This is a genomic window from Ruegeria sp. F11 (assembly GCF_056533855.1).
The window spans coordinates 216,584-239,586 of record NZ_JBQFOW010000008.1 but is presented as its reverse complement, the minus strand read 5'-3'; the positions used below and the strand labels follow the sequence as shown (position 1 = coordinate 239,586).

At 56.1% G+C, this 23,003-nt stretch carries 19 protein-coding genes and 3 pseudogenes; 7 read left to right on the top strand and 15 right to left on the bottom strand.

Annotated elements, in window-relative coordinates; all coding sequences use genetic code 11:
* Positions 1-8 precede the first annotated feature (8 nt).
* Positions 9-353, top strand: coding sequence for a copper resistance CopC family protein (locus tag ACR0NJ_RS12840; protein ID WP_480817526.1), 345 nt, complete (start codon positions 9-11; stop codon positions 351-353).
* A complete protein-coding gene (locus ACR0NJ_RS12835) occupies positions 350-1,228 on the top strand; it encodes a CopD family protein (RefSeq protein WP_480817525.1) in 879 nt (292 codons plus the stop codon). The genes ACR0NJ_RS12840 and ACR0NJ_RS12835 overlap by 4 nt, the downstream gene beginning before the upstream one ends.
* Before the next feature lie 219 nt (positions 1,229-1,447).
* On the opposite strand, the gene ACR0NJ_RS12830 is transcribed toward ACR0NJ_RS12835, so the two are convergent.
* The 4 genes from ACR0NJ_RS12830 to ACR0NJ_RS12815 form a co-directional block, all read right to left on the bottom strand.
* Positions 1,448-2,263: a hypothetical protein gene (locus ACR0NJ_RS12830; RefSeq protein WP_480817524.1), complete on the bottom strand. Its 816-nt coding sequence runs from the start codon at positions 2,261-2,263 to the stop codon at positions 1,448-1,450.
* A gap of 24 nt (positions 2,264-2,287) precedes the next feature.
* On the bottom strand, positions 2,288-3,034 hold the full coding sequence (locus ACR0NJ_RS12825) for a hypothetical protein (RefSeq protein WP_480817523.1): 747 nt from the start codon (positions 3,032-3,034) through the stop codon (positions 2,288-2,290).
* A gap of 66 nt (positions 3,035-3,100) precedes the next feature.
* Complete coding sequence (locus ACR0NJ_RS12820) at positions 3,101-4,807, bottom strand: sulfatase-like hydrolase/transferase (RefSeq protein ID WP_480817522.1); 1,707 nt, start codon at positions 4,805-4,807, stop codon at positions 3,101-3,103.
* Entirely contained in the window at positions 4,767-5,141 is a 375-nt protein-coding gene (locus ACR0NJ_RS12815; RefSeq protein WP_480817521.1) for a hypothetical protein, read from the bottom strand. Before ACR0NJ_RS12815 ends, ACR0NJ_RS12820 begins: the two co-directional genes overlap by 41 nt.
* Here ACR0NJ_RS12815 and ACR0NJ_RS12810 point away from each other — a divergent pair.
* A complete protein-coding gene (locus tag ACR0NJ_RS12810; protein WP_480817520.1) occupies positions 5,128-6,471 on the top strand; it encodes a tetratricopeptide repeat protein in 1,344 nt (447 codons plus the stop codon). The genes ACR0NJ_RS12815 and ACR0NJ_RS12810 overlap by 14 nt on opposite strands.
* Here the strand turns inward: ACR0NJ_RS12810 and ACR0NJ_RS12805 are convergent.
* From ACR0NJ_RS12805 to ACR0NJ_RS12790, 4 genes and pseudogenes are all read right to left on the bottom strand, one after another.
* A pseudogene (locus tag ACR0NJ_RS12805) lies at positions 6,468-6,737 on the bottom strand (integrase core domain-containing protein); the annotation flags it as partial. The gene ACR0NJ_RS12810 and the pseudogene ACR0NJ_RS12805 sit on opposite strands and share 4 nt — an antisense overlap.
* Before the next feature lie 152 nt (positions 6,738-6,889).
* Positions 6,890-7,204, bottom strand: a pseudogene (locus ACR0NJ_RS12800) (arylsulfatase); the annotation flags it as partial.
* Positions 7,205-7,216: 12 nt separating this feature from the next.
* Complete coding sequence (locus ACR0NJ_RS12795) at positions 7,217-7,858, bottom strand: sulfatase-like hydrolase/transferase (RefSeq protein WP_480817519.1); 642 nt, start codon at positions 7,856-7,858, stop codon at positions 7,217-7,219.
* A gap of 507 nt (positions 7,859-8,365) precedes the next feature.
* Positions 8,366-9,700 carry a tetratricopeptide repeat protein gene (locus ACR0NJ_RS12790; protein WP_480817518.1) on the bottom strand — a complete coding sequence of 445 codons (1,335 nt, stop codon included), beginning with the start codon at positions 9,698-9,700 and terminating at the stop codon, positions 8,366-8,368.
* A 99-nt stretch (positions 9,701-9,799) separates the two neighbouring features.
* On the opposite strand from ACR0NJ_RS12790, the gene ACR0NJ_RS12785 reads away from it, so the two are divergent.
* From ACR0NJ_RS12785 to ACR0NJ_RS12770, 4 genes and pseudogenes are all read left to right on the top strand, one after another.
* Positions 9,800-10,033, top strand: coding sequence for a hypothetical protein (locus ACR0NJ_RS12785; RefSeq protein WP_480817517.1), 234 nt, complete (start codon positions 9,800-9,802; stop codon positions 10,031-10,033).
* A 10-nt stretch (positions 10,034-10,043) separates the two neighbouring features.
* On the top strand, positions 10,044-11,516 hold the full coding sequence (gntH, locus tag ACR0NJ_RS12780) for a guanitoxin biosynthesis MBL fold metallo-hydrolase GntH (RefSeq protein WP_480817516.1): 1,473 nt from the start codon (positions 10,044-10,046) through the stop codon (positions 11,514-11,516).
* A 4-nt stretch (positions 11,517-11,520) separates the two neighbouring features.
* On the top strand, positions 11,521-12,501 hold the full coding sequence (locus tag ACR0NJ_RS12775) for a CobW family GTP-binding protein (protein WP_480817515.1): 981 nt from the start codon (positions 11,521-11,523) through the stop codon (positions 12,499-12,501).
* A gap of 86 nt (positions 12,502-12,587) precedes the next feature.
* Positions 12,588-13,295 (top strand): annotated as a pseudogene (locus ACR0NJ_RS12770) (IS6 family transposase).
* A 167-nt stretch (positions 13,296-13,462) separates the two neighbouring features.
* On the opposite strand, the gene ACR0NJ_RS12765 reads toward ACR0NJ_RS12770, so the two are convergent.
* The 7 genes from ACR0NJ_RS12765 to ACR0NJ_RS12735 are packed head-to-tail and all read right to left on the bottom strand — an operon-like array spanning position 13,463 to position 22,688.
* Positions 13,463-14,884, bottom strand: a complete 1,422-nt coding sequence (locus ACR0NJ_RS12765; RefSeq protein WP_480817514.1) for an AMP-binding protein — start codon at positions 14,882-14,884, stop codon at positions 13,463-13,465.
* A complete protein-coding gene (locus ACR0NJ_RS12760; protein ID WP_480817513.1) occupies positions 14,877-15,722 on the bottom strand; it encodes a hypothetical protein in 846 nt (281 codons plus the stop codon). The genes ACR0NJ_RS12765 and ACR0NJ_RS12760 overlap by 8 nt, the downstream gene beginning before the upstream one ends.
* A complete protein-coding gene (locus ACR0NJ_RS12755; RefSeq protein WP_480817512.1) occupies positions 15,719-17,050 on the bottom strand; it encodes a hypothetical protein in 1,332 nt (443 codons plus the stop codon). Before ACR0NJ_RS12755 ends, ACR0NJ_RS12760 begins: the two co-directional genes overlap by 4 nt.
* Entirely contained in the window at positions 17,047-18,147 is a 1,101-nt protein-coding gene (locus ACR0NJ_RS12750; protein WP_480817511.1) for a BtaA family protein, read from the bottom strand. Before ACR0NJ_RS12750 ends, ACR0NJ_RS12755 begins: the two co-directional genes overlap by 4 nt.
* Positions 18,140-20,596, bottom strand: a complete 2,457-nt coding sequence (locus ACR0NJ_RS12745; protein WP_480817510.1) for a PEP/pyruvate-binding domain-containing protein — start codon at positions 20,594-20,596, stop codon at positions 18,140-18,142. Before ACR0NJ_RS12745 ends, ACR0NJ_RS12750 begins: the two co-directional genes overlap by 8 nt.
* Positions 20,593-21,504 (bottom strand): UbiA family prenyltransferase, encoded by a 912-nt coding sequence (locus ACR0NJ_RS12740; protein WP_480817509.1) that lies wholly within the window; start codon positions 21,502-21,504, stop codon positions 20,593-20,595. The genes ACR0NJ_RS12745 and ACR0NJ_RS12740 overlap by 4 nt, the downstream gene beginning before the upstream one ends.
* A complete protein-coding gene (locus tag ACR0NJ_RS12735; RefSeq protein ID WP_480817508.1) occupies positions 21,501-22,688 on the bottom strand; it encodes a hydroxymethylglutaryl-CoA reductase in 1,188 nt (395 codons plus the stop codon). Before ACR0NJ_RS12735 ends, ACR0NJ_RS12740 begins: the two co-directional genes overlap by 4 nt.
* Between the last annotated feature and the right edge of the window lie 315 nt (positions 22,689-23,003).

The window sequence follows — 23,003 nt, the reverse complement described above, 5'->3', positions numbered from 1 at the left end:
AAACTCAGATGATCAAACAAACTCTTTTCGGTTTGACCGTAGCAATGGCGCCAATGCTTGCGGCTGCGCATTCAAAGTCCGAAGAAACGACACCGGCTGACGGCGCGACTGTCACGGACGTGCCGGAGCTTTCCATGCGGTTCGATGATCCGATGCGTATCATCTCGGTCACGCTGACCTCCCCCGATGGCGACGTCGAAATTCAACGCGAAACGGGTATGGACCCCGCTATGGAGTTCCGGGCTATGCCTTTGGAGGAGCTTGCACCCGGAAGCTATCGCTTCGACTGGAGAGGCATGGCGTCAGACGGTCACCCGATGCAGGGCAGCTTCTCTTTCACGGTCGCTGAGTGATCGGTCTGGCACCCATTGACGGTGTTGTTGTCTTGGCCATTTTGGCGAAGGCACTTGGCTACGGCTCGGCGCTGCTGGCGATGGGTAGCGTCCTGTTCACCGTCCTCTTTGCCACGCGCGCCGAAGCGTCTGTTTTGCGCCTTGCAAGGCACCTCGCGTTCGGTGCAGCGATTGTAGGTCTTGCCGTGCTTGCTCTACGTTTCGGCATCAGAGCTGCGCGGATATCCGGAATGGGCTTTGAGGGCGCGACGGACCCAATGATGCTTGGTTTTGTTTGGGATAGTCCGCTTGGCACCGCCGCGATTTGGCGAGGAATGGGTGAACTTGCGATATTGGCAATCCTGCTTCCCCGCGTCGGGCAGTGGATCGCTTTGGCGGGCAGCCTTGCCGTTGCGGTTTCTTTTGCCCAGGTGGGACACTCGCTCGGACAGCCTAGGGCGGCTCTCGCAATCTTGCTGGTTCTGCATCTACTGGCTGCTGCGTTTTGGGTTGGTGCTCTCCTGCCTTTGCGCAAAGCGGCGCTCACTCCAACTGGGGCCGATCTACTTCACCACTTTGGCAATGTCGCCGCTTATGGAGTTGCCCTCCTGATTGTTGCGGGCGCAGCGCTCGCATGGCTGCTTTCGGGCTCAGTGGCCGCCTTGTTCGGAACGGCCTATGGATTGGTACTTTTGGTCAAGGTCGTGATCGTTTCGGCCCTACTTGGCATAGCGGCATTGAATAAGCTGAGACTTGTTCCGGCTCTCAGGGCTGAGCAGCGTGGCGCGACAATTGTTCTCCGACGGTCGATTTCAATGGAGATGTTTGCTGTTGTCCTGATCCTGCTTGCAACGGCGACGCTAACCAGTGTGACGACACCTCCCATCAATCTCTGACGGCCTATGGTACGAAGCCGGAACTGCAAAGCCTTGTGACGAATGTCCGTATAGGGCTGCGACCGGCCAATTATGATTGCTGCGGAGAACGGCAGCACTGAGCCCCTTTTTACCGACGGGCACGATCGCACCAGAGTTGGGTCTGTCTCGGTTTAGTTGTCCAAGCATCACATTCAAATCGAAATGCCTTTTTGGGCAGTTCGATTTCGTGTCTTCCAACTAGAAGAAGTACTTTAGGCCAAAGTACGGGCCATGCTGATCGACGTCGTAAGCAAAGCCGCCGGAAGTCAAGGTGTCGCTGTAGTCGACGCTGAAATAGCGATAACCAAACGTAAGTGCCGTTTTCTCCCAAGGTTGGTAATCAAATCCTACATTCGCACCGATCTGCAAGTCGTTTCCGCCAGCTCCAAACCCGCCAAGTTCCAGAGAAGCAATCCCAGTCCATTTGGGGCTCAGCCGCCACATTCCGCGCACGCCAAGGACAGGTTCTATCCAATCCTGATCACCGCCTAATACAGATGGATTTCCCGGACCTGGAGTGGTTATGTCGATTTCCTGACGGATGGAATTGTATCTGAGGCCGCCTTGGATATCGACTGCATAACGCAAGTTTTTCGCACCATATACAGCATCTGCGACCCGATAAGCCGCCAGAAGACCAAACCATTTTTGACGAACATCGACGTTAACTCCGGCACCCAGAGGGCCGGGCAAAGTTGTATCTTGTTCTATACCGACGTAATTGGCATCGAAAATTATGCCAAAATCCCCTCGCCATGCTTCATATCGACCTGCCGCCGCGAAATCGAGCACATCCAGTACGTCGCCAAGGTCCAGATCCAGGTCGGCGGATTGTCCGGCCACGGTGGATGTGCCTGTGGTTCGCAAGGGTGTGAACAGATAGAACGCAACACCATGACGCCAGCCGGTTTCGTCCTGATCCGGCGCAGGCAGCGATTGAGCAGATGCAACCAAAGGCAGCGTTAGAAGGCTTGTCGCAAGCGCCATGGCGCTGAGAGATGAGAGGTGGGGCATGGCGGTTTCCTCTAGTTAAAAGACCTAGTAATTGAATCTGAGACCGATCCCGGCTCCTTGGTCATAGGGTCGATCAGCACCAATCCCGATCAGCACATCTGCATAGAGGGCGATACCGGGGCTGAGATTTTTGCCAATCTGAAGCTCAGCGGTCGCGGGCCAGGCATCGTTTTCCCAATCATAGGGCGCTTTGATATCCGCTTTGGCCCAATACCCATCGCCAAACGGTTGAAGCGCAATCAGGCGCATAGCGGTTTGGCTGACATCGGTCGGGCCATTGTAGGACGCGAAATGTTGAACCAGAGGGATCAACGTCAGCCCGGTGTTAGTGTTTGCAAAGGCGAAACCGCCAAACGGGGCGATCTGATCGGACCCGGTACCGATGCCTTCATCGGGGTCGCCAAAGTCCAGGATCCATTCCAGCCCGAGCGCGGATTTGACGGTCCAGGTATTATTCAAAGGCTTCTGCGACGGAAAATAGATCAGTTTGAAGCTGGTTTTTTCAAACCCGTTGAACCGCTGGCCAGTCGCGTTTGTCGAATTGTAGTGGAGTTCGTACTTTAGCTTCAGATCAGGGCGCAGCATATATGCGCCATCGATGAACGCATCCTGACGGTCTACCCCGCCTTCTAGATCAAAGTATTGGTAGCGAATGTCCGTATTGTTGACCGCAGCCAATGGGTTTGAGGCGTTTTCGCCTGCTCGGGCAGCACTACCCGCCATCAGCAACGCGGATGCCAGGATTGAATGTAGGATAAAATGTCGAGCCATCGAGCACCCAATGAGACTTCGTGCGATTGGCGAGACGGCGGCGTTTCCATCGCCGTCTCAGTTTCGTCATTGCCAGCTGGAAAACACTTCCCGGGTCAATTCGCTTTCAGGGCGAAGGTTGTCGATCCCTTCATAGGGAACACCTTTTCCAAGTGGCAGATGCGGGTGATTGGCAATGGTTTTCTGATGGCGTTTGACCATGTCCTGGAAGGAAGCTCCGGACCACAGTGAATACCCGACAAGGGGATGTTCTTCACGTGGATCGCGATAGACATTGAACACTGGAGCCGCCGCGCCAGGCTGACCGGGGGCTGGCAGATGCATCTTAAACTCTTGCTTGACCACCGAGCGTAGCACGGGCCCTTCGTAAACATAGACATAGTCGCGGCGCGAATTGCCTTCGCCCTCAAGCAGCAGCGCAGTCTGGTCAATACCGTCAATCACACGGTCGCGCGGAATACGGTCAGTCGCGCCTGCAATCCGGGCAAAGGTGGTGAACAGATCCGAGACATGCACGATATCGCCTGCCGCGCTTCCGGGCTCAATTACTCCGGGCCACCGGATAAAGGCATCCGTACGCACGCCGCCTTCCAGGTGCTGGGTCTTGCCTCCGCGATAAATCAGCTGGTTCAGGCCAGATGTCCCCTCGTAGTGATACATCAAGCCATTGTCAGCCATGATCATGACGACGGTGCTGTCTGCCTTGCCAGTTTCATCAAGCTTGGCCAGAACTTCACCGATCCAGCCGTCCAGAACCTGCAACTTGTCGGCATGGAAGCCACCATTACGGGAAACGGCCTCATCGGGGTAGGCAAAGTTCAGTGGATAAAGCGGCCAGTATTGCATGAAGAACGGGTCCTCCTGCGAGGCCAGGTGCTCTAGCTGTTCCAATGCTTGACGCTGATAGCGCAGGTTCATTTCTTCGTATTTTGCCTGCGTCCATTCCTCGCCCGGCGCCATGTCGACTTCGCGGGCAAGTCCACCCGCCTCACCTTCAACGCCGGTTACCAGACCGTAAGGTTTGAACCGCTGGTCCAGCTGAAATTGGTTGGATTGGCCCGACGCATGGTATCCAAGCATGTTGTTGGCAACCATCGCATCCCGTGTCATGAGACTGAGCTGAACCTGCTGATGCAAGGGAAAGGCGGCCCAATCAAACCCCTGATTATGAGGGTAGGATTGTTCAATATCGCCCTGATGCCATTTGCCTACATGTGCAGTGTTGTACCCTTCTTCCTTCAGGATTTCGGCAATCGTGACCTCCTCAGACGCAAGACCTTCGCCAACCAGCGCAACCTTGACCTCTTCGACACCCGCGCGCACGGGATGACGACCGGTGAGCATCGCTGTTCGTGTCGGTGTGCAGGACGGCTCAGTGTACATTCTCATCAAAGACAAGCCTTCCGTGGCAAAGTCGTTGATGTTGGGCGTATCGAAACCTGTGACGTAGTTCATCGTGCGGTTGCCCATCTGACCGAAGCTCACGTCGTCGATCAGGATATAGAGGATATTGGGTGGCTTGCCGCCATTGGCATCACGGATCTCTGTAAGCTTCGCTTCGATTTCCGTATCCTGAGCGTCCCATTGCTCGCCAAACTGCGCGCGGAGAAACTCGAATTCTCCATCATGAATGATAGCCGCGTCCTGAGCATAGCTCGCGCCTGCCATCAGCGCCATGGCCGAGGCGGTTTTCAAAACTGATCTCATTGGCATCCCTTCCCCATTTTTTGAACTACATCTTTCCTGCGCGTCGCAACGAATGGGCGATTTCATCCCGAAGACCATCAAGGGTTTCGCGAATGTCGCAGGCGAACTGGTATGATTGGCTTCCCGGAGCAGAGTTCATGGTGAGATACTCGTCGCTGAGAAGTTGATAGTCCCGGCAGATCTCATCGAATACCGTGTCCGCCCGTCGTAGGTCCGCAATCGCGGCTTGATGCTCAGGAAACAGGGTATCAAGATTGTAGCCTTCCAAATTCGATAGCTCGTTCGATGGATCAACAGATTCCCCGAATTGTTCATCGAATTCACTTCTCACAAAAGGTTTACCGGGGCATAATACGGTATAATCATCGACGTAACTTGCGGAAAATATGGAATTATCCAAAAGCACATCACCCCTTTTGAATGAGGGCGGCGATCCCGCCGCCAAGGATGTGCGGGCTGCCCTTCGGCGGCTTGTCAAGTCTTCGACTTTCGCGGGTTCACAGCGATTGCAGGACTTTCTTGTCTATGTGGTTGAGGAAACGCTCGACGGCAGGGCCGATGAGATCCGCGCAAAAACCATCGCCATGGATGTCTACGGCGGAACTTTGTCCGAGATGGAACGTCGTGAAAACGTGGTGCGGGTGGACGCTGGTCGTCTACGTCGCAAGCTGGATGAATACTATGCCAAAGATGGGCGCGACGAAAGCACTGTATTCGATCTGCCAAAGGGAGGTTATGCGCCGGAGATATCATTCAAGTCGCCCGAGCAGCCTGAACCAAAAACCAAGCCGCGCGGCTGGCCTAGCCCGGTCATTGGGATTGCAGGAGTTTTCGTTCTCCTTTGCGGCGCTGCGGCCATCACATTGATATCGATAAAGCGTGAAACTCCGGCCAACTTGTCGGTTGATGGCCTAAGCCTAGATGAGCGCAACGCCATATTTGATGCATCCCCCATGCGACTTCAGGCCGTGAACCTAGCCCACTCGGGCCGCGACTTAATCTTTCCAGCGTTGGAGCCCGCACGTCTGAACGGAGCCCTGACAATATTCAAAGGGGCAATTGACAACGACGACAGCTATTTCGGAGGTCATGCAGGGGCTGCGCAGGTTGCCGCGATGATAGCGCTGGTGACACCGAACGCCGATCAGACCGAGGGTATGCTACGCTACGCTGACGGAGAAGCCGACAGAGCAATTGAGCTGGCGCCAGAAACGGGTTGGAGCCAATCCGCAAAAGCCTGGGTTGAATTTGCGAAAGGAAATTGGCCAGAAGCTATCGAGCTTGCGAACAGGGCACGGCGTTTGGCACCAAACGACGTCCATGTGTTGGAGTTCGTGTCGCTAATCCTGCTCTATTCGTGTTCGTTTGAACAAGTTGTGGCGATCAGCGAAGAGGCGCTATCAAAAATAGATCTTGATCGAGGTTATGTGTTTCAGAACGCGATGGGCGCGGCGAAATTCCATCTGAAGGATTTCGAAGGCGCTATAGCGGCCTTTGAGAAGGTGACCGAAAAAGGCGGCCCCGTCGGCCCTGTGTCCGTTGCTTATCTGATGGCAGCTCATCAAATGCTGGGCAATGAAAGTGAGGCACAGGCCCTCGTGGGTAAGCTCTCGCGCGATTGGCCCGAGAGTCGCGTGGATCTGCTATTTCAAAGATTGTTCGTAGAACCGGAATATGGGGAAGACCTCGGAGAAGCTATGGAACAAGCCGGTTGGCAACCAAAGGGTTAGGTGTTCAGTCCCGGCATCTGGTGGATGGGACTTAGGATGAATCGATTTGGTTCTGATGTCCAGATTTTGCAGATGTATTCGTAGGGCGTGAGACCAGAGAGCGTCTTGAGGCGACGAGCGAAGTTGTACGCATCACGGAAGTCGGCCAGATGTGTGCGAAGCTGATCGTGGCTCTCATAGTGGTATCGTTTGACGGTTGCGTCCTTGATCGTGCGGTTCATGCGCTCAACCTGGCCATTGGTCCACGGATGGTTTGGCTTGGTTAACGGCGAATAAGACTGAAGAGCCCACTTTGCCCGATGCTGCGGTGGGCCCAAATAACAATATGGTGCATAAGCGGATCTTCGTCAGCAGGTGAGTCCCGCAAGCACTTGTAAGGATCGGTAGGCAAGGATTGGTGCCTCCCGTGAGTTGATTTCTATTGTGCCACCCCGCCTTCGGTCGAAATCTGTTCTTCAACATAGCTTTGGTTGGTTACGTCCGAACCCCGTGGAGGATAGTTTTTGAACGTAGACAGGTGGTTTTGGACGATCTTGGCAGCAGGACCAAATGCCCACATCTTGTTGCCCATCCACCGTGTATACATACCCGACTCTTCGGCCGCTTTTTCGTAGGGATCGCGACGTAGATTGAACAGGAGGGGGACGTTCAGTTCCTCCTTGGGGCCAGCCCACCCTTCGGTTTGGATCGTGAAATGTGCTTTCCAGTCCCCATGGCGGATAGCTTGCAGGTCGGGGCCTTCGTATTAGATGATCTCATCCCGGTTGCTCTCGCCCTCGCCAGTCAGGAAAGGCAGTTGGTTGTACCCATCCAAATGCACCTGATAGCCCTCGTAACCCTCCAGCAATGATCCGGTCAGATCCTCGAGTCCTCCGGCGGCAACAAGGGTGGGCATCCAGTCAAGACCGGCAAAAATACCGTTACTCACGGTTCCGGCCGGGACTTTTCCCGGCCAGCGAATGATGGCGGGGACGCGGAAGCCACCTTCCCAGGTTGTGCCTTTCTCGCCATGGAACGGGGTTGTTCCGCCATCGGGCCAGGTCATGGTTTCGGGGCCGTTGTCAGATGTAAAGACGACAATCGTGTTGTCCGAGACGCCCAGTTCGTCAAGCCGGGCCATGACTTTGCCCACGTTGTCGTCCAGTTCTTTCATCACGACATCCTGCAAACCGCGCCCTTCGCCCAGTATGGCTTCGTATTCCGGGCTCAGATGGGTCCAGACATGCGCCCGCGCCGGTGCCATCCAGACAAAGAAAGGCATATCGCCATCGACTGCGCGGTCGATGAAGTCCAGCGTGTGGGCTGTTACCTCGTTGTCCAGCGTCTTTTGCCGCTCAGGCGGGGCTGGGCCATCGTCGATGACGGGGGGCAAGATGACGGGGGGCAAAGGGAGACCTGTAACTGAAACATTTCTGGCTCAAACGTCGGTCGTTTTCTTAGGCTCGGTAGAATTGCCGAAGTTCCGCTTAGGTGCCGAGAGCAGCTTTTTGAATGCTATTGACCAACGGCAGCAAAGTCCCGCGATGCGTGAATTCTAATGGGTCAGGATTTCGGCAGCGCAGCGAAAGTCCGGTCTGGCGGTCCGCACCGCAGCGACGAAGACTACCGGTGAACGGCAGCTCTGGGCCGAAAGCAGCCATTGGCGCAGTCGCGGCGGAATGGCGCTCTGCCCGCATTTCGTAAGTTTAGGCAGCCTTTGATTTTGCGCATGCAGCGAACGGCAGGTTCAACGGGCCGCACCGGAGCAGGGAGACCATGGGGTGAAGGTCCGCAAGAGGCTGACATCGGCCAATCAAGGCGCGAGGACTAGGGTTTGTTTTGCAAGTTAACCTCCATAGCTAGTTAAAAGGTTCGCTTCTAGTCCCAAAGCGTTGCCGTTTTTATCAGCTGTTTGTCAAAATTTGCTGAGTGTTTCCAGTATCAAATTCCCCGTTGTGCTGTCGTTTGGGAAAATCCTGTAGGCGAGAAACTCCGATGGAAACTCCGGCCACGTTTTGCGCATTTCAACAACGAGCTGTTGTGCTTGTTCTGAATTTCCCATCTGATCGTGCGCAACGGCTTGGAACAAAAGCGAAGGAGCGCTGATAGGCGCTCCCGCAGCTGGTGCGCCTTGAAAGGCTTCAACAACATTTTCGTAGTTCCCGAGCATTAGTTGCGATACGCCCCAGATGTTTCTTGCACCAAACCGGCCGGATCCTGATCTGGGTCTCTCCGGATTGCTGACCTCGGCAGCAAGTTCCGGGGCGTTGGCCAAGATGGCGGTAATGCCTGCAAGGTCGAGAATATGGCCATTCTTCGGCGCCAGTTCGACTGACATTCTTGCGTACTTCAGTGCCTCGTTTGGCTGGTCTTTGGTAGCCAACACCCAAGCATTTGCGCCGTTTGCCCATGCATCAGTAGGGGACAATTCAAGCGCTTTTCCAGACATCTCGGAGGCTTGGCTGAACAGATCATCCCTTTGCACTTCATCTGGCGACAGTACAGCCAGAATCGCCAGGACTTGCGCTGACCCGGCATAGCCGTCAGACAATGCCGGGTCGAGTTCCATCGCATGCTGGAACATTCCCAGTGCAATTTGCTGACGTTTTACATCAAAGACTGGGAAAAACATGCCGCGGGCCTGATCCGCAAGGTTAACCGCTTGAAGCCTGGTCAAAGATTGCTCACCAAGTGCCGCACGCTCAGCTTGTTCGATGGATTGAGTCGTTGGCAAAACCGTCCTGTCTTCCGGGCTCATCCAGATGCCAAGCCCAGCGACAACTGCAAGGAAACCCAGTCCAGCTGAGATCAGTTGCAAAGAACGCCTCTGTCTACCGGACCCATCGCTGCTCCAAACACCTGATGCGCGGTCTTCAAGGGCAGGTTGGTGCGAAAATCGCGGTTTGTACCCGCCGGGATCAATGAAAATGCGAACACCTGTGCCGTCCCAGTGATCTTCGTAGAACTCACGTAGCAAACGCCGCAGTCGCCTGGCTTCTACGCGCACAAGGTTTTGCCCACCAGTGCCATCGATGCGCCGCCCATAGACCTCGACTGCGATGGCCTTTCCGCGAATCTGAGCGCTTCGACCCGCGATAGCCTCCTCGACTACGTATGTAAGAAACTGCTGGAGACGGGGCGAAGCTTGAAACTCACCGCTCGATACAACTCGCTTGAGGGCTTCCCTAACAAGTTCAGGTGACGGTTGCCCAACGTGTTGATCTATTGGTATTTCCTTTGCTTTTGTCAACGCAAACTCACCCCCAACTCACGGTGACTCACTTGGCCTTTTCCGTCAACCGCACTCATCTTGATTTGAGAATAGATAGTGGGAACCGGGATTTATCCAGTGACGGCAGACCTGAGCGAAGAGATTCCAGAGCTTTCAGACGCGCTTTCAGGGCGTATCAAACTGGATGCCTCACTCAGCGAGGTCATCGAAGACCTGAAGAAGGTGTCTGAGCTGTTGGATGACGGATCCGTCACAGCCTCAGAGCGCGCGGAATGGACCCAAATCAGATCTGAACTCGTGAACGAGCTTCGCCGGATGGTGAGGCGTAGTCCCCGCAGCATTTCCAATTGAGGGTATGGCCATGGCAAACGAAGACAACGGCAAAGATCGAAAGAACGAACAGATTCAGAAGTCTGATGAGATCGAAAACCCGTCCCGGCGTCACGTTATGCAGGGGTTGGCAGCAGGAGCGGTTGCAACGGGGGCGGTAAGTTACGGTTCAGGCGAAGCGCAGGCGCACCAGGGCGATGGACCGCTGGGCGAAAGTCTCAAGAACCCATACGGCGGCAGGCCTGCGGGCGGCATCACGCTGCCGGAGTATTTTCGGCCCACAAAGTACATGACAGGTTCGAACGCCAACTACTTCCCGCTTTCCGAGGAACTCGGGCCCGATGAAATGCGGATTTCATTCTGTGGTTCCACCCCGTTTCCTCCTCGTGAAGATCAGGCGGGCACCTGCATTATGGTCGAGTTGGGCAACGGAAAACGATTCTTCTTTGATTTCGGGTCAGGCTGCGTCCGCAATATCATCGGAATGCAGGTCCCCGGTCAGTTGATCAATGATATCTTCATTACCCACCTGCACGTCGATCACTATGCCGACATCCCTTACATCTACCCGTTCCGGGCCTGGTCCGGAGGATACACACCGCTGCGCATTCACGGCCCGTCTGGTCGGACGCCCGAGCTTGGAACGGCGGGAATGGTCAAAGGGATGCAACAGATGCTCAAATGGCATCTTGAAGCTTTCGATGTGTTCCCAATCGGGGACGGTTATGAGATCGAAGTCAACGAATTCGATTTCCGTCAGGAAGGCGGCATCGTTTATGACGAAGATGGTGTGACTGTTCGGTCATGGCCGCGTAGCCACGCCAAGGACGGTGCTGTCGGGTATAGGCTGGATTGGAATGGCCTGAGCTTTGTTTGGACTGGCGATGGCCGTCCAGATGAACTGAGTCTTGAATACGGTAAAGGCGTCGACGTGTTTGTGACAGAAATGTCCGGTCAGGATATCGGTCAGCTCATGACCTACAAATACGGTCTGCCGCAAGAGCTGTTCAACTACACAATCGATACGCACCATACTTCTCACTACGCTGTTGGTAAGATGATGGCAGAGGCGCGCCCGCGGCTGGCAATGGTGACCCACTACACGCAAGACGAGGATATCGATGCCGAGATGCTGGCGGGTATTCGCGCCCATTACGACGGGTTGTTCGCCTGGGGATTGGATGTCGCCGTCGTCAACGTCACCAAGGATGCAATCTGGTATCGCAAGGCGACACTACCAGGAAAATCCGGTTCCGTCGCACCGTTCCGCGAATTGGGCAAGATGGAAGCCGAGGGCCGGATTACGTTGCCGGATGAAATCAAGCCGCCAGCACCGCGGTCATCACGCGCAGAACAGCAAGACCAGAAATACCGCGACATGGAGATTGATCCCAAGGAATACTACCCCGTTGATGTATTCCGGGCTCCCGATCCCGAATGGCCCAGCGATTTCGTCATTAAAGTTGATGACGTCATCCCGAACCGCAAGAAGAAGTCGGAGTGATAGCATGATCGAATTCGGTTCTAAGTCCGCGATCCCTGTCACGATCCTTACCGGCTTTCTTGGGGCCGGTAAGACAACGCTTTTGAACCGCATCCTGACGGGGAATCACGGATTGCGGGTGGCAGTTCTGGTCAACGATTTTGGATCCATCAATGTCGATGCTGATCTTGTAGTCGGCCTTGAAGATGATGTGATGAGTCTGGCGAATGGTTGTGTTTGCTGCTCGATCCGCGATGACCTGATCGAAACGGTCGAAGCCGTTCTCGCCCGGCCTGAGAAACCACAATACATCGTCCTTGAAGCTAGTGGCGTGTCAGACCCGTCGTCAATCGCGATGACTTTCACGGATCACAAGTTCCGGGACATGATCCGCCTGGACAGCCTTATGTGTCTGGTCGATGCGGAACAATTGTTTGCCGCGCCGGAACAAATGGAACTGAAGCTTCGGCAGATCGCGTTTTCCGACATGGTTATTCTGAACAAGGTTGACCTTGTCGACAAGGAAACGGTTCGGAAAGTGCACGATTGGCTTGGCAGTCGCTTTCGTCGGTATCGTTTGGTTGAAGCGGTCAAGGCGGACGTCCCGTTGGACATCCTACTTTCGGTTGGTCGCTTTGCCGCCGAGCAACTGGAAACAGAAATACCAGATCTTCATGAACATGGGCCTGGCTGTGGTTGCCATCACTCTGATCATTCGGACAGCTTTTCAACGACTATGATGAAAGCTGAACGACCGATAAGCCTGTCTTCTCTTCGCACTGCAATCAGGAAGCTTCCGGGAAACGTCTATCGTCTCAAGGGTTTTGTCTTCAGCAAGGACGATCCAGATCATCGCATCCTTGTACAGGTCGTCGGAAAACGCATGGACATCGCGAGAGATGGAGCCTGGGGCGACCGAAAACCTGAAACTAGGCTCGTAGCGATTGGTGCGCCAGGAGCCCTTTCGGAACATGCGCTTTCCGGTGCTTTGTTTGAAACAGCATAGCAATTGGATTGCGTTTCTAATCTCGGAGCGGCCTGGTCAGAAGAACTTTGCTTGAGCGGGGCAGGGCGGTTGCGCAGTTTTTGCCCATAACCAGACCTGCCTCTTTCAAATACTTTAAAACTAGTCCCGAGATCATCCGCCTGGCGGTGATGCTGTACGTCCGGTTCCCTCTGTCGTTTCGGAATGTCGAAGATCTTTTGCACTAGCAAGGCATCGACGTGAGCCCCGAAACTGTCCGGTATTGGTGGAACAGGTTTGGCCCGATGTGTGCTGCTGAGATCAGACGAAAGCGTGTTCAGCAGCTGCGCGCGTTCTCCAAATGGAAGTGGCACGTGGACGAGGTTTTCGTGAAGGTAAATGGCAAGCGGCATTATCTTTGGCGAGCTGTTGATCACGAGGGCGAGGTGCTGGAAGCCGTTGTTACCAAACGCCGAAACAAAGCTGCAGCACTGAAATTCCTCAAGAAATTGATCAAGCGACACGGTAAAGCGGAAAACGTCGTCACGGATCGCTTCGCTTCCTACAAGGCTGCGCTCAGAGAAATTGGCGCGCTCGAAAAACAAAAGAAGGGAAGGTGGCTCAACAACCGCGCCGAGAATCCGCACCTTCCTTTCCGACGACGCGAACGCGCGATGCAGCGTTTCAGGCGCATGCGAAGTTTACAGAAATTCGCTTCCGTCCATTTCTCTGTCTACAATCACTTCAATCAGGAAAGATCCCTCACCAGTCGAGGCATCTTCAAAATGACAGGCACCGCCGCTCTTGCTGAGTGGCGTCAACTTTGTTCCGGTTAGGTTCACGGTTTCCGCGGCAAACTGAGACCGGTTCGAATTCGTCTGACAGCACCTGATGGTATACACTTAGTTGAGGTACTCGTTGCTATTCTCAGTCCTCTTTCTACCGCTCGTAGCGATGGGCTCGCTAAGCTTGGGCAGCACGGCGGCTTTTGAGCCGTATTGCGTTAAGTCTCTAAGATACGTTTAAGTTTCGCGCGATCGACTTTGGAGTCATGACGCTTGTCCATAGGAATACTATTTACCGAAATCACATTTGGAACGCCAAAACCAAGCGCAGATTTACACCAATCCTCATGGTGATCCGGGGATCCTTGGACGCAAAGTGTGGGGCCTGCTTTCGAATTGACAAACGCGCAGTGATCTACGCCTGGCCATTGCCGTGCTGCGACTTCGATAGCAAAGGGGAAGAGCAGGCCTGAAGCGACTTCAATTTCGGACCCGACCCGCCCCCACAGCCATAAACGTCCGTTCTCATCCAAAGTACCAGCGTCACCAGTCCGGTGCCATACCACTGCACCTTCCTTGATTTTGTTTTTCTTTGAGTGAGTTGGATCCAAATACCCTTCATTGACATGTGCGCCGGCGACTTGAATCTCGTTGTCACGAATGCGGAGAATGATGCCGGGCACTGGATAACCCACGAGAAGACCCCTTCCGGCATCCATGTCGCGGTGATCCTCCACCGAGATTTCCTTGGCATTGAGATGGGCAATCGGTTCAGCTTCGGTCGATCCGTAGACGCATATGACGGAAAGCTGGTGCTGGCTACACAAAGCTTCGACAAGGTTTGGGAACACCGGACCGCCGCCCGTGAAGACCGTGTGCAGCGGCCCGGTGTCGTCGGATCGAACCAGTCTTTCACATAGCGATGGCGGGATCAGGGCCCGAGTGATCTGTTGCGTCTGCAGCCAATTTTCCAACTGCGCGGGCGACAGACGGTTCAGCTTGCTGAGTCTCCAATTCGGTAAAACACTTGTGCGCCCGGCCGCCAGATTGATCAGGGTGAACACCGGAAAGGCGACCAGATCGCGCTCGGTCTTACCACTGTCGAGGAGGGGCGCGATGGCATTGTGTTGAGCCATCAGAAACGCGTGCGAGCGTGGGATGGCTTTGGGCTGACCGGTCGTGCCGGAGGTAAAGGAGATAAGGGCGATATCATCCGGTTGCACCTTGTGTACCGTTGGGGTGCTGTGGCCTTCGCCGGGCGTCAGTAGGGGGAGGGTCCAAAGGCTGGGAAGCAGAAACTTCAGTAACGAATATGCGCCGGCCGCACAGAAAGCTTTTGGTTTTGTGGTCCGGGCGGCGTGGCGCAGACCAGGCAGTCCCATAGCCGGTTCCGGCAAGACAACGGTGGCGCCAAGGGACCACAGGGCGGCCAGACTGGCATAGAGGTCCGCGTTGACAGGCATGGCCATCAGCACTCGATCCCCCGGCTTTATACCCTTGTCCTGCCATCGACCGGCCAAGTGCTGAACGCGCGACTGAAGGCCTTGAAAGCTGATCTGGCGCCCCTTGCCATCCACGATGGCTGTTCGGTTCGGAGCCCGCTCAACCGCAGCGGCGAAATGGGACAGCAGATCAGCCATTCAGCTTCTGCCCAAGCAGGCTATAGCGCCGGAAGATCTTCGCGCCTTCGGCGGCGCTGCGGTCGGCAGAAGTGTTGTCATCATGGATCAGTGCGTGGATGGCGGTTTCGTATCCCATGCTGAATGCCGACTTGTGAAACCTGTAGGCCAAATGCCGCCCCACACCAGGTTCGAGACTGGCATAGGTCTTCAGGATGGCAGAATTCGGATTGGGGCCTTCGGCATAGTTGGGAATGCCGAACAGAAACCCCGTCAGTGTCCCGTCGCGGCGGCGCGCAAACAGGATCAGGTCGCGCTTCATCATCGGCACAAACGGCATATACATGGCCAGAAAATCTGTCTCAGAAATCGGCTTGTAGAATGCGTTGTTTGAGAATGCCCGGGTCGAAAGTTCGAAGACCTGACGGAACAGAGCCTCGGGGTCTGTTCCGTCCCATTCTTCCACCACGAACCCGTCGGTTTCCGGGGGTGCCGACCCGTCGGCGGCCTGCAGCGGCACCCGGGCCGAGAAGTACCGGCTGATCTCCGCAAACCCCGCCGACCGGAACACCTCGGGCTCATGCGGTTTGTTGCTGGGCTCCATCAGGAACGGAGCGGACCCGTCGCTGTCCGAGACGAACCGGTAGCTGTGCCAGGTATCGCCCGACATTGGACCAATGATGCGATCGAGGCCCGCGTCTTGCACCCTCTCTATCCCTTTGCGCAGGATTTCAGCGCCGGCTTCGGGCGTTTTGCATGAAAAATCGCCGAAGGTTGCGGCGGGCACGCCCTCCCACTCTGGGCCGTTAAGATAGACGGTCAGCTTTGCATCCGCTGTTTTGATGGTCTCTTTTGTCATGAAGCGACTCCGGCAAAGAACCCCGCACCAAGCAATCCGGCAACGATCCAAACGTAGTAAAGCAAGGGCGGGCCAAGGGCCAACAGCGTCAGCCTGAACACTCTGTCTTTTTCGAACCAGAGTGGCCGGGCCAGCGGCACTGTGACTGTACAAAACAATGAGAACAGGGCTAGAGCCGTCAACGGCTCGGCCCAGTTTGACTGTTCAGAATTCTGGGAAACTGCCCAATTCCGAATGAGAAACAGAACAGCCGCAGCAAGCGGTATCGCGATAGGGTTGGAACGCAGCGCAACTGCAATATGCCCCATGGCCAGCCCCATCGTACTTAATCCAAAGAAGGAAATTGCATCCCATCCCGTTGCATTTCCAGCCGCAAGCCAACCGAATCCCAAAAGCCCCAAGGCGGCTATGATATCCAGATCGGGATACTTACTGTCACAGGGAGAAGCGGTGCGCGCCCACCCGTGTGCGGCAAGGACCATGATCGGCAGTATCGTGTTCTGCAATTTTGCCGCAGCCAGCAGTAGAAAAACTGCAACGACATACACTCGTGTCGCATGTTTGGTCAGGCCCAGCTTGGTTCCCACCACGCCGAAACTGGCAAGGGCGGCGAAGAACATTGCGGCCAACAAAGCGAGCTCTGCCAAAGAGCTGTAATAATGGCCGTTCAGGAATATCAACAGGCCGAGCGGCAGGAACAGGTTGTCAAACCCCCGCCAACTTTGCGCTTCAACCAATGTGCCAAAGGCCGCCACCATAAGGCATAACATCATGATGTTGGACGGTGGGAGGCTCGACATGAACAAGAAGCAGATGATCGCAACCAACAGCGTTACGACAAAAAACACGACTGAGCCTTCCAAGCTCTTGTCGCCGTCTTCCACCACGTAGCGTTTGGTTCCATAGGTGGTCCCGGCCAGCGCAGCGGCGGCATCCGCAAGTGTCAGAACGGCGATTGGCAGGATGTAGAACAGTGTGTTTTCTCCAGCCAGCAGGAAGCACAGCCCAACCGACAGAGCGAGCAGAAAGTCACCGTAGGACGTACGCTCCACTCCATGCAGGGTGGCGCCCAGACCTGAAGAGAATCGGGGCAGGCGGAGCACCAGCATCACCAGGATCGTGGCTGCAATCAGCATGTAAACCGGCCAGCGATCGGGAAAGAGCCAAGGTAAAAGCAAAGCAAAGAGGCCGGTGCTGACATGCATTAGTTTGCGCTGTACTTCGGCACTCAACCCCGCCGTTTTGGCCAGATGGCGTGTGACCATCATTACTCCGATCAAAGCCAGCACGGACCCCGCCGCCAGCAGGATCTGCCCAATAACAGTCATGGCTGCACCTTTTCGACAACGAAATCCGAATAGAAAAACGCCATGTCGCGGGCTTTCTGCTGCGTTTCGATGTCGGTCAGGGTTTTTACCTGATCACTGTATTCTGGCGGAACCCGCCGGGGTGCCATCATGTTCCAATAGACTAACCGGGCGTTTGGTTCAGCAGCAGTCAGGACAGAGCCGTAGACCTGAGGGAAGGTCTCGGGGGACATGTACTCAAAGATGTCGGACAGGTTGAAACCGTTGGCTTTCTCACCGGTCGATACAAAAGTCTCCAGTGATCCGAGGCGGATGTCCAGACGATCCAACCGGGATCGGATCGTCTCATAGTGTTCGGGGCGCCAGGCCATCGGCAGTGCGTCGCCGTGATTGCCTTTGAGAATCCAGTGCAAATAGGGGTTTTGCGAGGGATCAGTGGTGACCCCCGCGTGATGGATACGGCGGGCGACATGTTGGGCGGGGCTGCCCTCGACATGGTCGAAGAACGCACTGTCCCGACCCATGCGTCCCATGACGAAACGCGAGAAGAAGAGGTTTAGCAAAAGCCGCCATCGCACCGTGTTGAACCGCGTGTCAAAAAAGGTCTGGCGCTCTGTCGGCGAGCGGGGGGTGAACACTGCGTCAATGGTCCGGCGAGAATGGACGAGCGGCAACAGCCAGGTTCGAAAGATACGAAAATAGCGCTCGAACTTGCCGACGCCGCCGATGCCGTATCTTTCAACCTCCGAGGTCAGCGCCTTCCAGAAGGCGCGCGTTTCGACATCAGTGGCCTCCAAAACCCGGTTCAGCAGGGCACCCCGTCGCGTACTTGCGCGCGAACCTGTGAGTTCAATGAATTCGGAATGAGTCAGAACCTGATAGGCCGCGACCCGAAGCTTGAGGCAGGCGATCTGAGATGGTGACAAGTCCAGAACTACAATGCGCGAAGGATCGAGTGTCAGCATCGCCAGCGCATTGTCCCCGGCCGAGCAGATGGACGCCAAGGTCTTGCCCGCACACTCACCCAAGGCAGAGGTGAGGACATCTGCGTCCTCCCAAAGTTGGGCATAGCGGATATGGTCGAAATCCGCTTTTGTCTCGATCTCGCTGCTATCCATCGCACCGCTCCACAGTGCCACTTGCGCCGTCTACACGGATCACCTCGCCATCTTCGATCCAGTTCGTGGCGCCTTTCAGGCCGACCACGCAAGGGATGCCTAACTCGCGCGCGACGATGGCCGAATGTGACAACAGCGACCCTCGTTCGACAACGATGGCTGACGCGTTCGAGAATACGGCGATCCAGCCCGGGTCGGTGTGGCGGGCGACCAGAATGTCTCCGGGGTTCAGGGCTTCGGTGCGTGGGTCGCGGATCACTCGCGCGCGCGCTTTGGTCTGCCCCGCAGAACAGCCCGTGCCGTGTTTCACGCGTGCAGTGTCTACCTCTGTTTCCACGTCTTCGGACCAGACCGGCGCGATGGCGGGGCCACGGATTTCGATACGTTCCGGCGGGTCGGGGCGTCGAGAGGAGGCGTCATCCTCGTGTTTGCGCTGCGCCGCGATGCCTTTCAGGTCTGGTGACAGGCTGTAGCCTTCGACCGCTCCGAGAACTTCATGTGTTGTTAGGAAGAATATGTCCTTAGGTGAGGAAAGCAGATCACGGGCGGCGAATTCCCGGCCGATGCCAAAAAACACTCGACGCGCATAGCCGAAGATACGTGTGCGTTCAAAGCGCAGGTTTTCCCGGTCGCGCACTCGCGCCTTGGTCCAGCCCAAAATCCATTTGGCCAAATGCCGTTTGAGAGGGTTTGACGGAAACAACGCCTTCCAGTCCGGCTCAGCACCTTCCTGACACGCGGACGGGGGACGTTCGGCGCTGGCTGCAATCGCCAACAGAAGGCTGGTCGGGTCGTCGCTCAGTGGAACACTTTCCAGTTTGAGTTCCTCAGTACACCGGTCGCCGAACTTCTCAAGATAGGCTTCAACCTCTTCTTCGATCTGGGGGTGTCCGGACAAAACCGACAGATGCGCACTGGCCTTTAGCGGCTCGGCAAGACCTGCCTGCCGGACCAGCTCTCCCATCCGGGCAATGCGTTGCGCGGGTTCCGCTGAAACGATATCGCCTTGCCCGATCATGAGGTCATTGTGCAGGGTCAACCCGTCCTCGCCCAGCCACTTCTGCAGCAGGTTGCGCGAGCCACCAAATGCAATCATGCACAGGAAATCGTTGATCAGCGGGGCATCCCACCGATCCAGCAGGGTGCTTTCAATGCGACGATACTCTGCGGCCAGTTCGGTCGCATTCGAGGCATCCACATCCAGCCCCGTCTGCAAAATATCATTCAGCCTGCGGTAGAAGCCGCGCCGGGTCTGCGGCAAAAGGATGGCCTGCCAGATCAGGCCGCCCGCAACCTTGGCCAATTTCGCGTATTCCACGACCTTGCGCCAGCCGATGGTTGGGGGCGGAGCAAGAGCGTCCGTGACCTCACGCGGCATCGGTTCAGAAACGCCCATCATCGTTTCCATGTAGTCGCGGTTTAGCGAAAACCCGGGCAATAGCGCCAGCGCGCGATACCAGTGGATCAGATTGTAATAGGCGCGCCCGTCCACCCGCCCGAGCAAATTGTCAAACACAGTTGGGTTCTTGGCAACTGTGTGCCGGGACACGCCCAACAGCCTGACGAAAGCGCGATACACCTGAGAATACACATGCAGGGCAAAGGAATAGGTCAGCGGGCTGACAATACCCGGATAGCTTTCGACGATATTGGAATTGTCGAAAATGGTCAGCGTCTGATCTTCGAGCGGCGCAGAACGCAGGGTTGTGGTGATCGGGCGAGCTTGCAGAATATGAAGCCCCTGCGCATCAATGGCCCATTCGATGTCCTGAGGAGGGCCGAACAGCGTTTCGGCCTTTCGGGCAAGGGCTGCGATGGATTGCACCTCAGGCACGGTCAAATGTGCGGGGGTGTCTGGCGCGCTTTCCGGTGCGCCATCCGCACCGATGACCCAGTCTTCTCCGTCCGCTTCACCTGACACAAGCTGTTCTGCAAGCCCATCAATTGCCGAGATCACGACCACATCGCGCCGACCACTGACCGGATCGGCGGAAAAGGCGACACCGGCCGCCTTTGCATCGACCATGCGCTGTACGATGATAGCAGGGGTCTCGGCCTTGCCGCCGGATTTGACCGCGCGATAGGTTTCGACCGTCGTTGAGAAACCGGATTGCCAAACCTGCTTGGCCGCCGCGATCACATTTTTGCCCGAAACGTTCAGAACCGACTCGAACTGTCCCGCATGGCTGTGGTCCAGGCCATCTTCGGACCGGCCAGAGCTGCGCACTGCGTATAGCCCGGGCCCGAGTGTTTCAAGCGCGGCGGTTACAGCCGATTTCAGGCCCTTTTGCGCGATGGGTCCTGATTGCCCCATGCGAAACGCGTTGTTGTTGATGACAAAGAACGCGGGCGGGGAAAATCCGTGTTGTGTCAGATGCGACAGGGCCGCTGCTTTACCTCCGACAACCGAGACATCGTTGGCATCCGATTGGGCGATGATGAAAGTCATGCAACGCCTCCGATCAGGAAGGGCAGGAAACCAGCCGTGGCATAGCAGAAGAACACCCACTGGCCGGAAACTGTGTCCATCCTGTTTTGGGCTTTCACGGTTGGTGCCTGACTGTAGCGCAATGCGGCAGCCCCGCAGGGCACCAGCGCCAATGTGCCGATCAGGGCGCTTGGCCAGCCAACTCCGGTGGCGCTGCCCGTGCCGACAAGAAGCGCGTAGGACAGTAGGACGCAGCCGACCCAGATTCGTCCCGCCAGACGCGGACCCCATAGCGTGGAATAGGTGTCGACCCCGGCAATCTCGTTTTCGGGTGCCCACAGTTTGCGCCCGATCTCAAGGACGCAGCCATTCACGAAGGACAACGCCAGAAACAGCCACAGCGAGGGTGCCGCCCCGCCTGCCGGAAACCATTCAAGACCGGTCAGCAAAAGATCTATCAATGGCATGATGGCCATATGGCTTAGCAGATACAGGACCGGCCGGGCCTTCAGCCAGGCCGGGACACCGAATTCAACCGTCATTGCCGCGAGCCATATCCAGACCGCCCCCAACAGCCACAAAACGGGAGGGTGCCAGAACCAGGCCGCCGCGAGGGCAAGCGGGATGGTTAGCAATCCCAGGCTCAAGACTTCGCCTGATGAGACCAATCCGCGTGGGATCGGCCTGTCCGGCCGGTACCGCCGGTCATCCTCGGCGTCTTTGAACTCATCGCAGACCCGCATCTGGAAGAACAACGCCATGGCGAGCACAAAACCGGCGGCAAAGGCGGGCCACTCGGGCAGGGGGCGTTCGGCCAGTCGGGCAGACACGCAGATGCTGGCCGAGGAAAACACAAGCAGCAGAGGGACGGTTTTCTTCAGCGGAAATCGCTCGGACTGGTAAATCCAGAATCGGTTCTGAATGCTCATCTGTGGCGTGCCAGACTTTCATGCGCGCGGGTAAAATGGCCCGCAGCGATCGCAGCGACGATGGAGATTTCACCGCACAGGCATGTGGCTGCGGCCACCTCGGCCAAAGCCGTGGCACACCCGCTGCCCCTGAGGCCAAGTATATTCAGTGCCGCTGTCTGGCTTGGTAAACTGGTTCCGCCGCCGACTGATCCAACAAGGATGTTGGGAAGCGTCACCGAGCAGAACAGATCGTTGCCCCTTGGTTCCATGCGCGTGACGCCCATTGCGCTTTCGGCAACGCAGGCCGCGTCCTGTCCGGTTGCGATATAGAACGCCGCCAGCCCGTTGGCATAGTGCGCCTGCGCGCCGAATTGGCCCGACAAATGCGCCCCCAGATTGGCGACACGGCCATAGTCCAGCATCGCCTCAACCGTGGTTCCCAGCGTCTTCTCGACAATCTCAGTTGGAAGCGTGACCGAAGCGCTGACCTTGCGCCCGCGCCCCGTCATCAAACCCAAAGCCGAGGCCTTTTTGTCGCCCGAGAAATTACCTTCGACATACCAGTTTTCAATCGCGACAGGGCAGCTATCCGCGATGGCGTGGCACAAAGCGTCGGTGGCGATGGTCACCATGTTCTGACCCGCCGCATCCCCTGTGGTATATCGGCAAATCAGGAAAACGACGTTGGTGTCGATGAACGGCTCCAGTGATACAAGCTTGCCATGACGGGTCGTCGCTTCGGCCGCAGACTGGAGCATGTCGACATTTGTCACCACCCAATCCACGAATTGCCCGGCCTTTAGCAGGCTTTCAAATACAAAGGCCGGTGTACGCAGTACACCTTCGTACAAAACGGCAGTGCTGACACCGCCCGACCGGGTGGTGGCGTAAGCGCCCCGGGCATAAGATGCGACCAGCGCTGCCTCGGTCGTGGCGAGAGGGACATGGAAATCGCCGTTTGCGTTCATCCCGTTCAGGCGCAGGGGGCCAATAACCCCGACAGGCAGCTTAACCGTCCCGATGAAATTCTCGATATTGGCCCCGTAGATTTCGGCGTCTTCAATGGTCGCCGGATCTGCAATCTGGTCTTGATCCTCTGCGTTGGCCGTAGGTTTCAACTTACCCCAAAAGCGTTCAACCATCTCTTTGGTCGGCTTGCGAGAGGGGCGCAATGTCGAATACTCGGCGTCGCTGGGCGCCATCTGCTGAGGTATCTGATCGGCGTCAAATCGCCTTTTTATGCGTTGCAGCATTTCCCGAACGTGAAACGGAATGACCAATAGCGCGCTCCAATAGACTTTCTGTACAGAGATGTTGCAGCTAAAAACCGATGCGTGGGCAAGTTATCAGTCGTATGACCGAAATCCAGCCAAATGTTCATTGATCAAGTGTTTGATCCCAAAGGGTCTCGCATTTGTCGCAGTTAAAATTACCGGTATACTTGGCAATGATATTTTGGGAACGGAAAGCGTCGCCAAAAGGAATGTAACCCTTCCGAATCGAAGTACTGAACGATC

Bases quoted from the DNA above. Each gene is read 5' to 3' on its own strand.
- ACR0NJ_RS12840 (WP_480817526.1), top strand. From the start codon at position 9: ATGATCAAACAAACTCTTTTCGGTTTGACCGTAGCAATGGCGCCAATG.
- ACR0NJ_RS12830 (WP_480817524.1), bottom strand. From the start codon at position 2,263: ATGCCCCACCTCTCATCTCTCAGCGCCATGGCGCTTGCGACAAGCCTT.
- ACR0NJ_RS12825 (WP_480817523.1), bottom strand. From the start codon at position 3,034: ATGGCTCGACATTTTATCCTACATTCAATCCTGGCATCCGCGTTGCTG.
- ACR0NJ_RS12820 (WP_480817522.1), bottom strand. From the start codon at position 4,807: ATGAAATCGCCCATTCGTTGCGACGCGCAGGAAAGATGTAGTTCAAAA.
- ACR0NJ_RS12810 (WP_480817520.1), top strand. From the start codon at position 5,128: ATGGAATTATCCAAAAGCACATCACCCCTTTTGAATGAGGGCGGCGAT.
- gntH (WP_480817516.1), top strand. From the start codon at position 10,044: ATGGCAAACGAAGACAACGGCAAAGATCGAAAGAACGAACAGATTCAG.
- ACR0NJ_RS12775 (WP_480817515.1), top strand. From the start codon at position 11,521: ATGATCGAATTCGGTTCTAAGTCCGCGATCCCTGTCACGATCCTTACC.
- ACR0NJ_RS12765 (WP_480817514.1), bottom strand. From the start codon at position 14,884: ATGGCTGATCTGCTGTCCCATTTCGCCGCTGCGGTTGAGCGGGCTCCG.
- ACR0NJ_RS12760 (WP_480817513.1), bottom strand. From the start codon at position 15,722: ATGACAAAAGAGACCATCAAAACAGCGGATGCAAAGCTGACCGTCTAT.
- ACR0NJ_RS12755 (WP_480817512.1), bottom strand. From the start codon at position 17,050: ATGACTGTTATTGGGCAGATCCTGCTGGCGGCGGGGTCCGTGCTGGCT.
- ACR0NJ_RS12750 (WP_480817511.1), bottom strand. From the start codon at position 18,147: ATGGATAGCAGCGAGATCGAGACAAAAGCGGATTTCGACCATATCCGC.
- ACR0NJ_RS12745 (WP_480817510.1), bottom strand. From the start codon at position 20,596: ATGACTTTCATCATCGCCCAATCGGATGCCAACGATGTCTCGGTTGTC.
- ACR0NJ_RS12740 (WP_480817509.1), bottom strand. From the start codon at position 21,504: ATGAGCATTCAGAACCGATTCTGGATTTACCAGTCCGAGCGATTTCCG.
- ACR0NJ_RS12735 (WP_480817508.1), bottom strand. From the start codon at position 22,688: ATGGCGCCCAGCGACGCCGAGTATTCGACATTGCGCCCCTCTCGCAAG.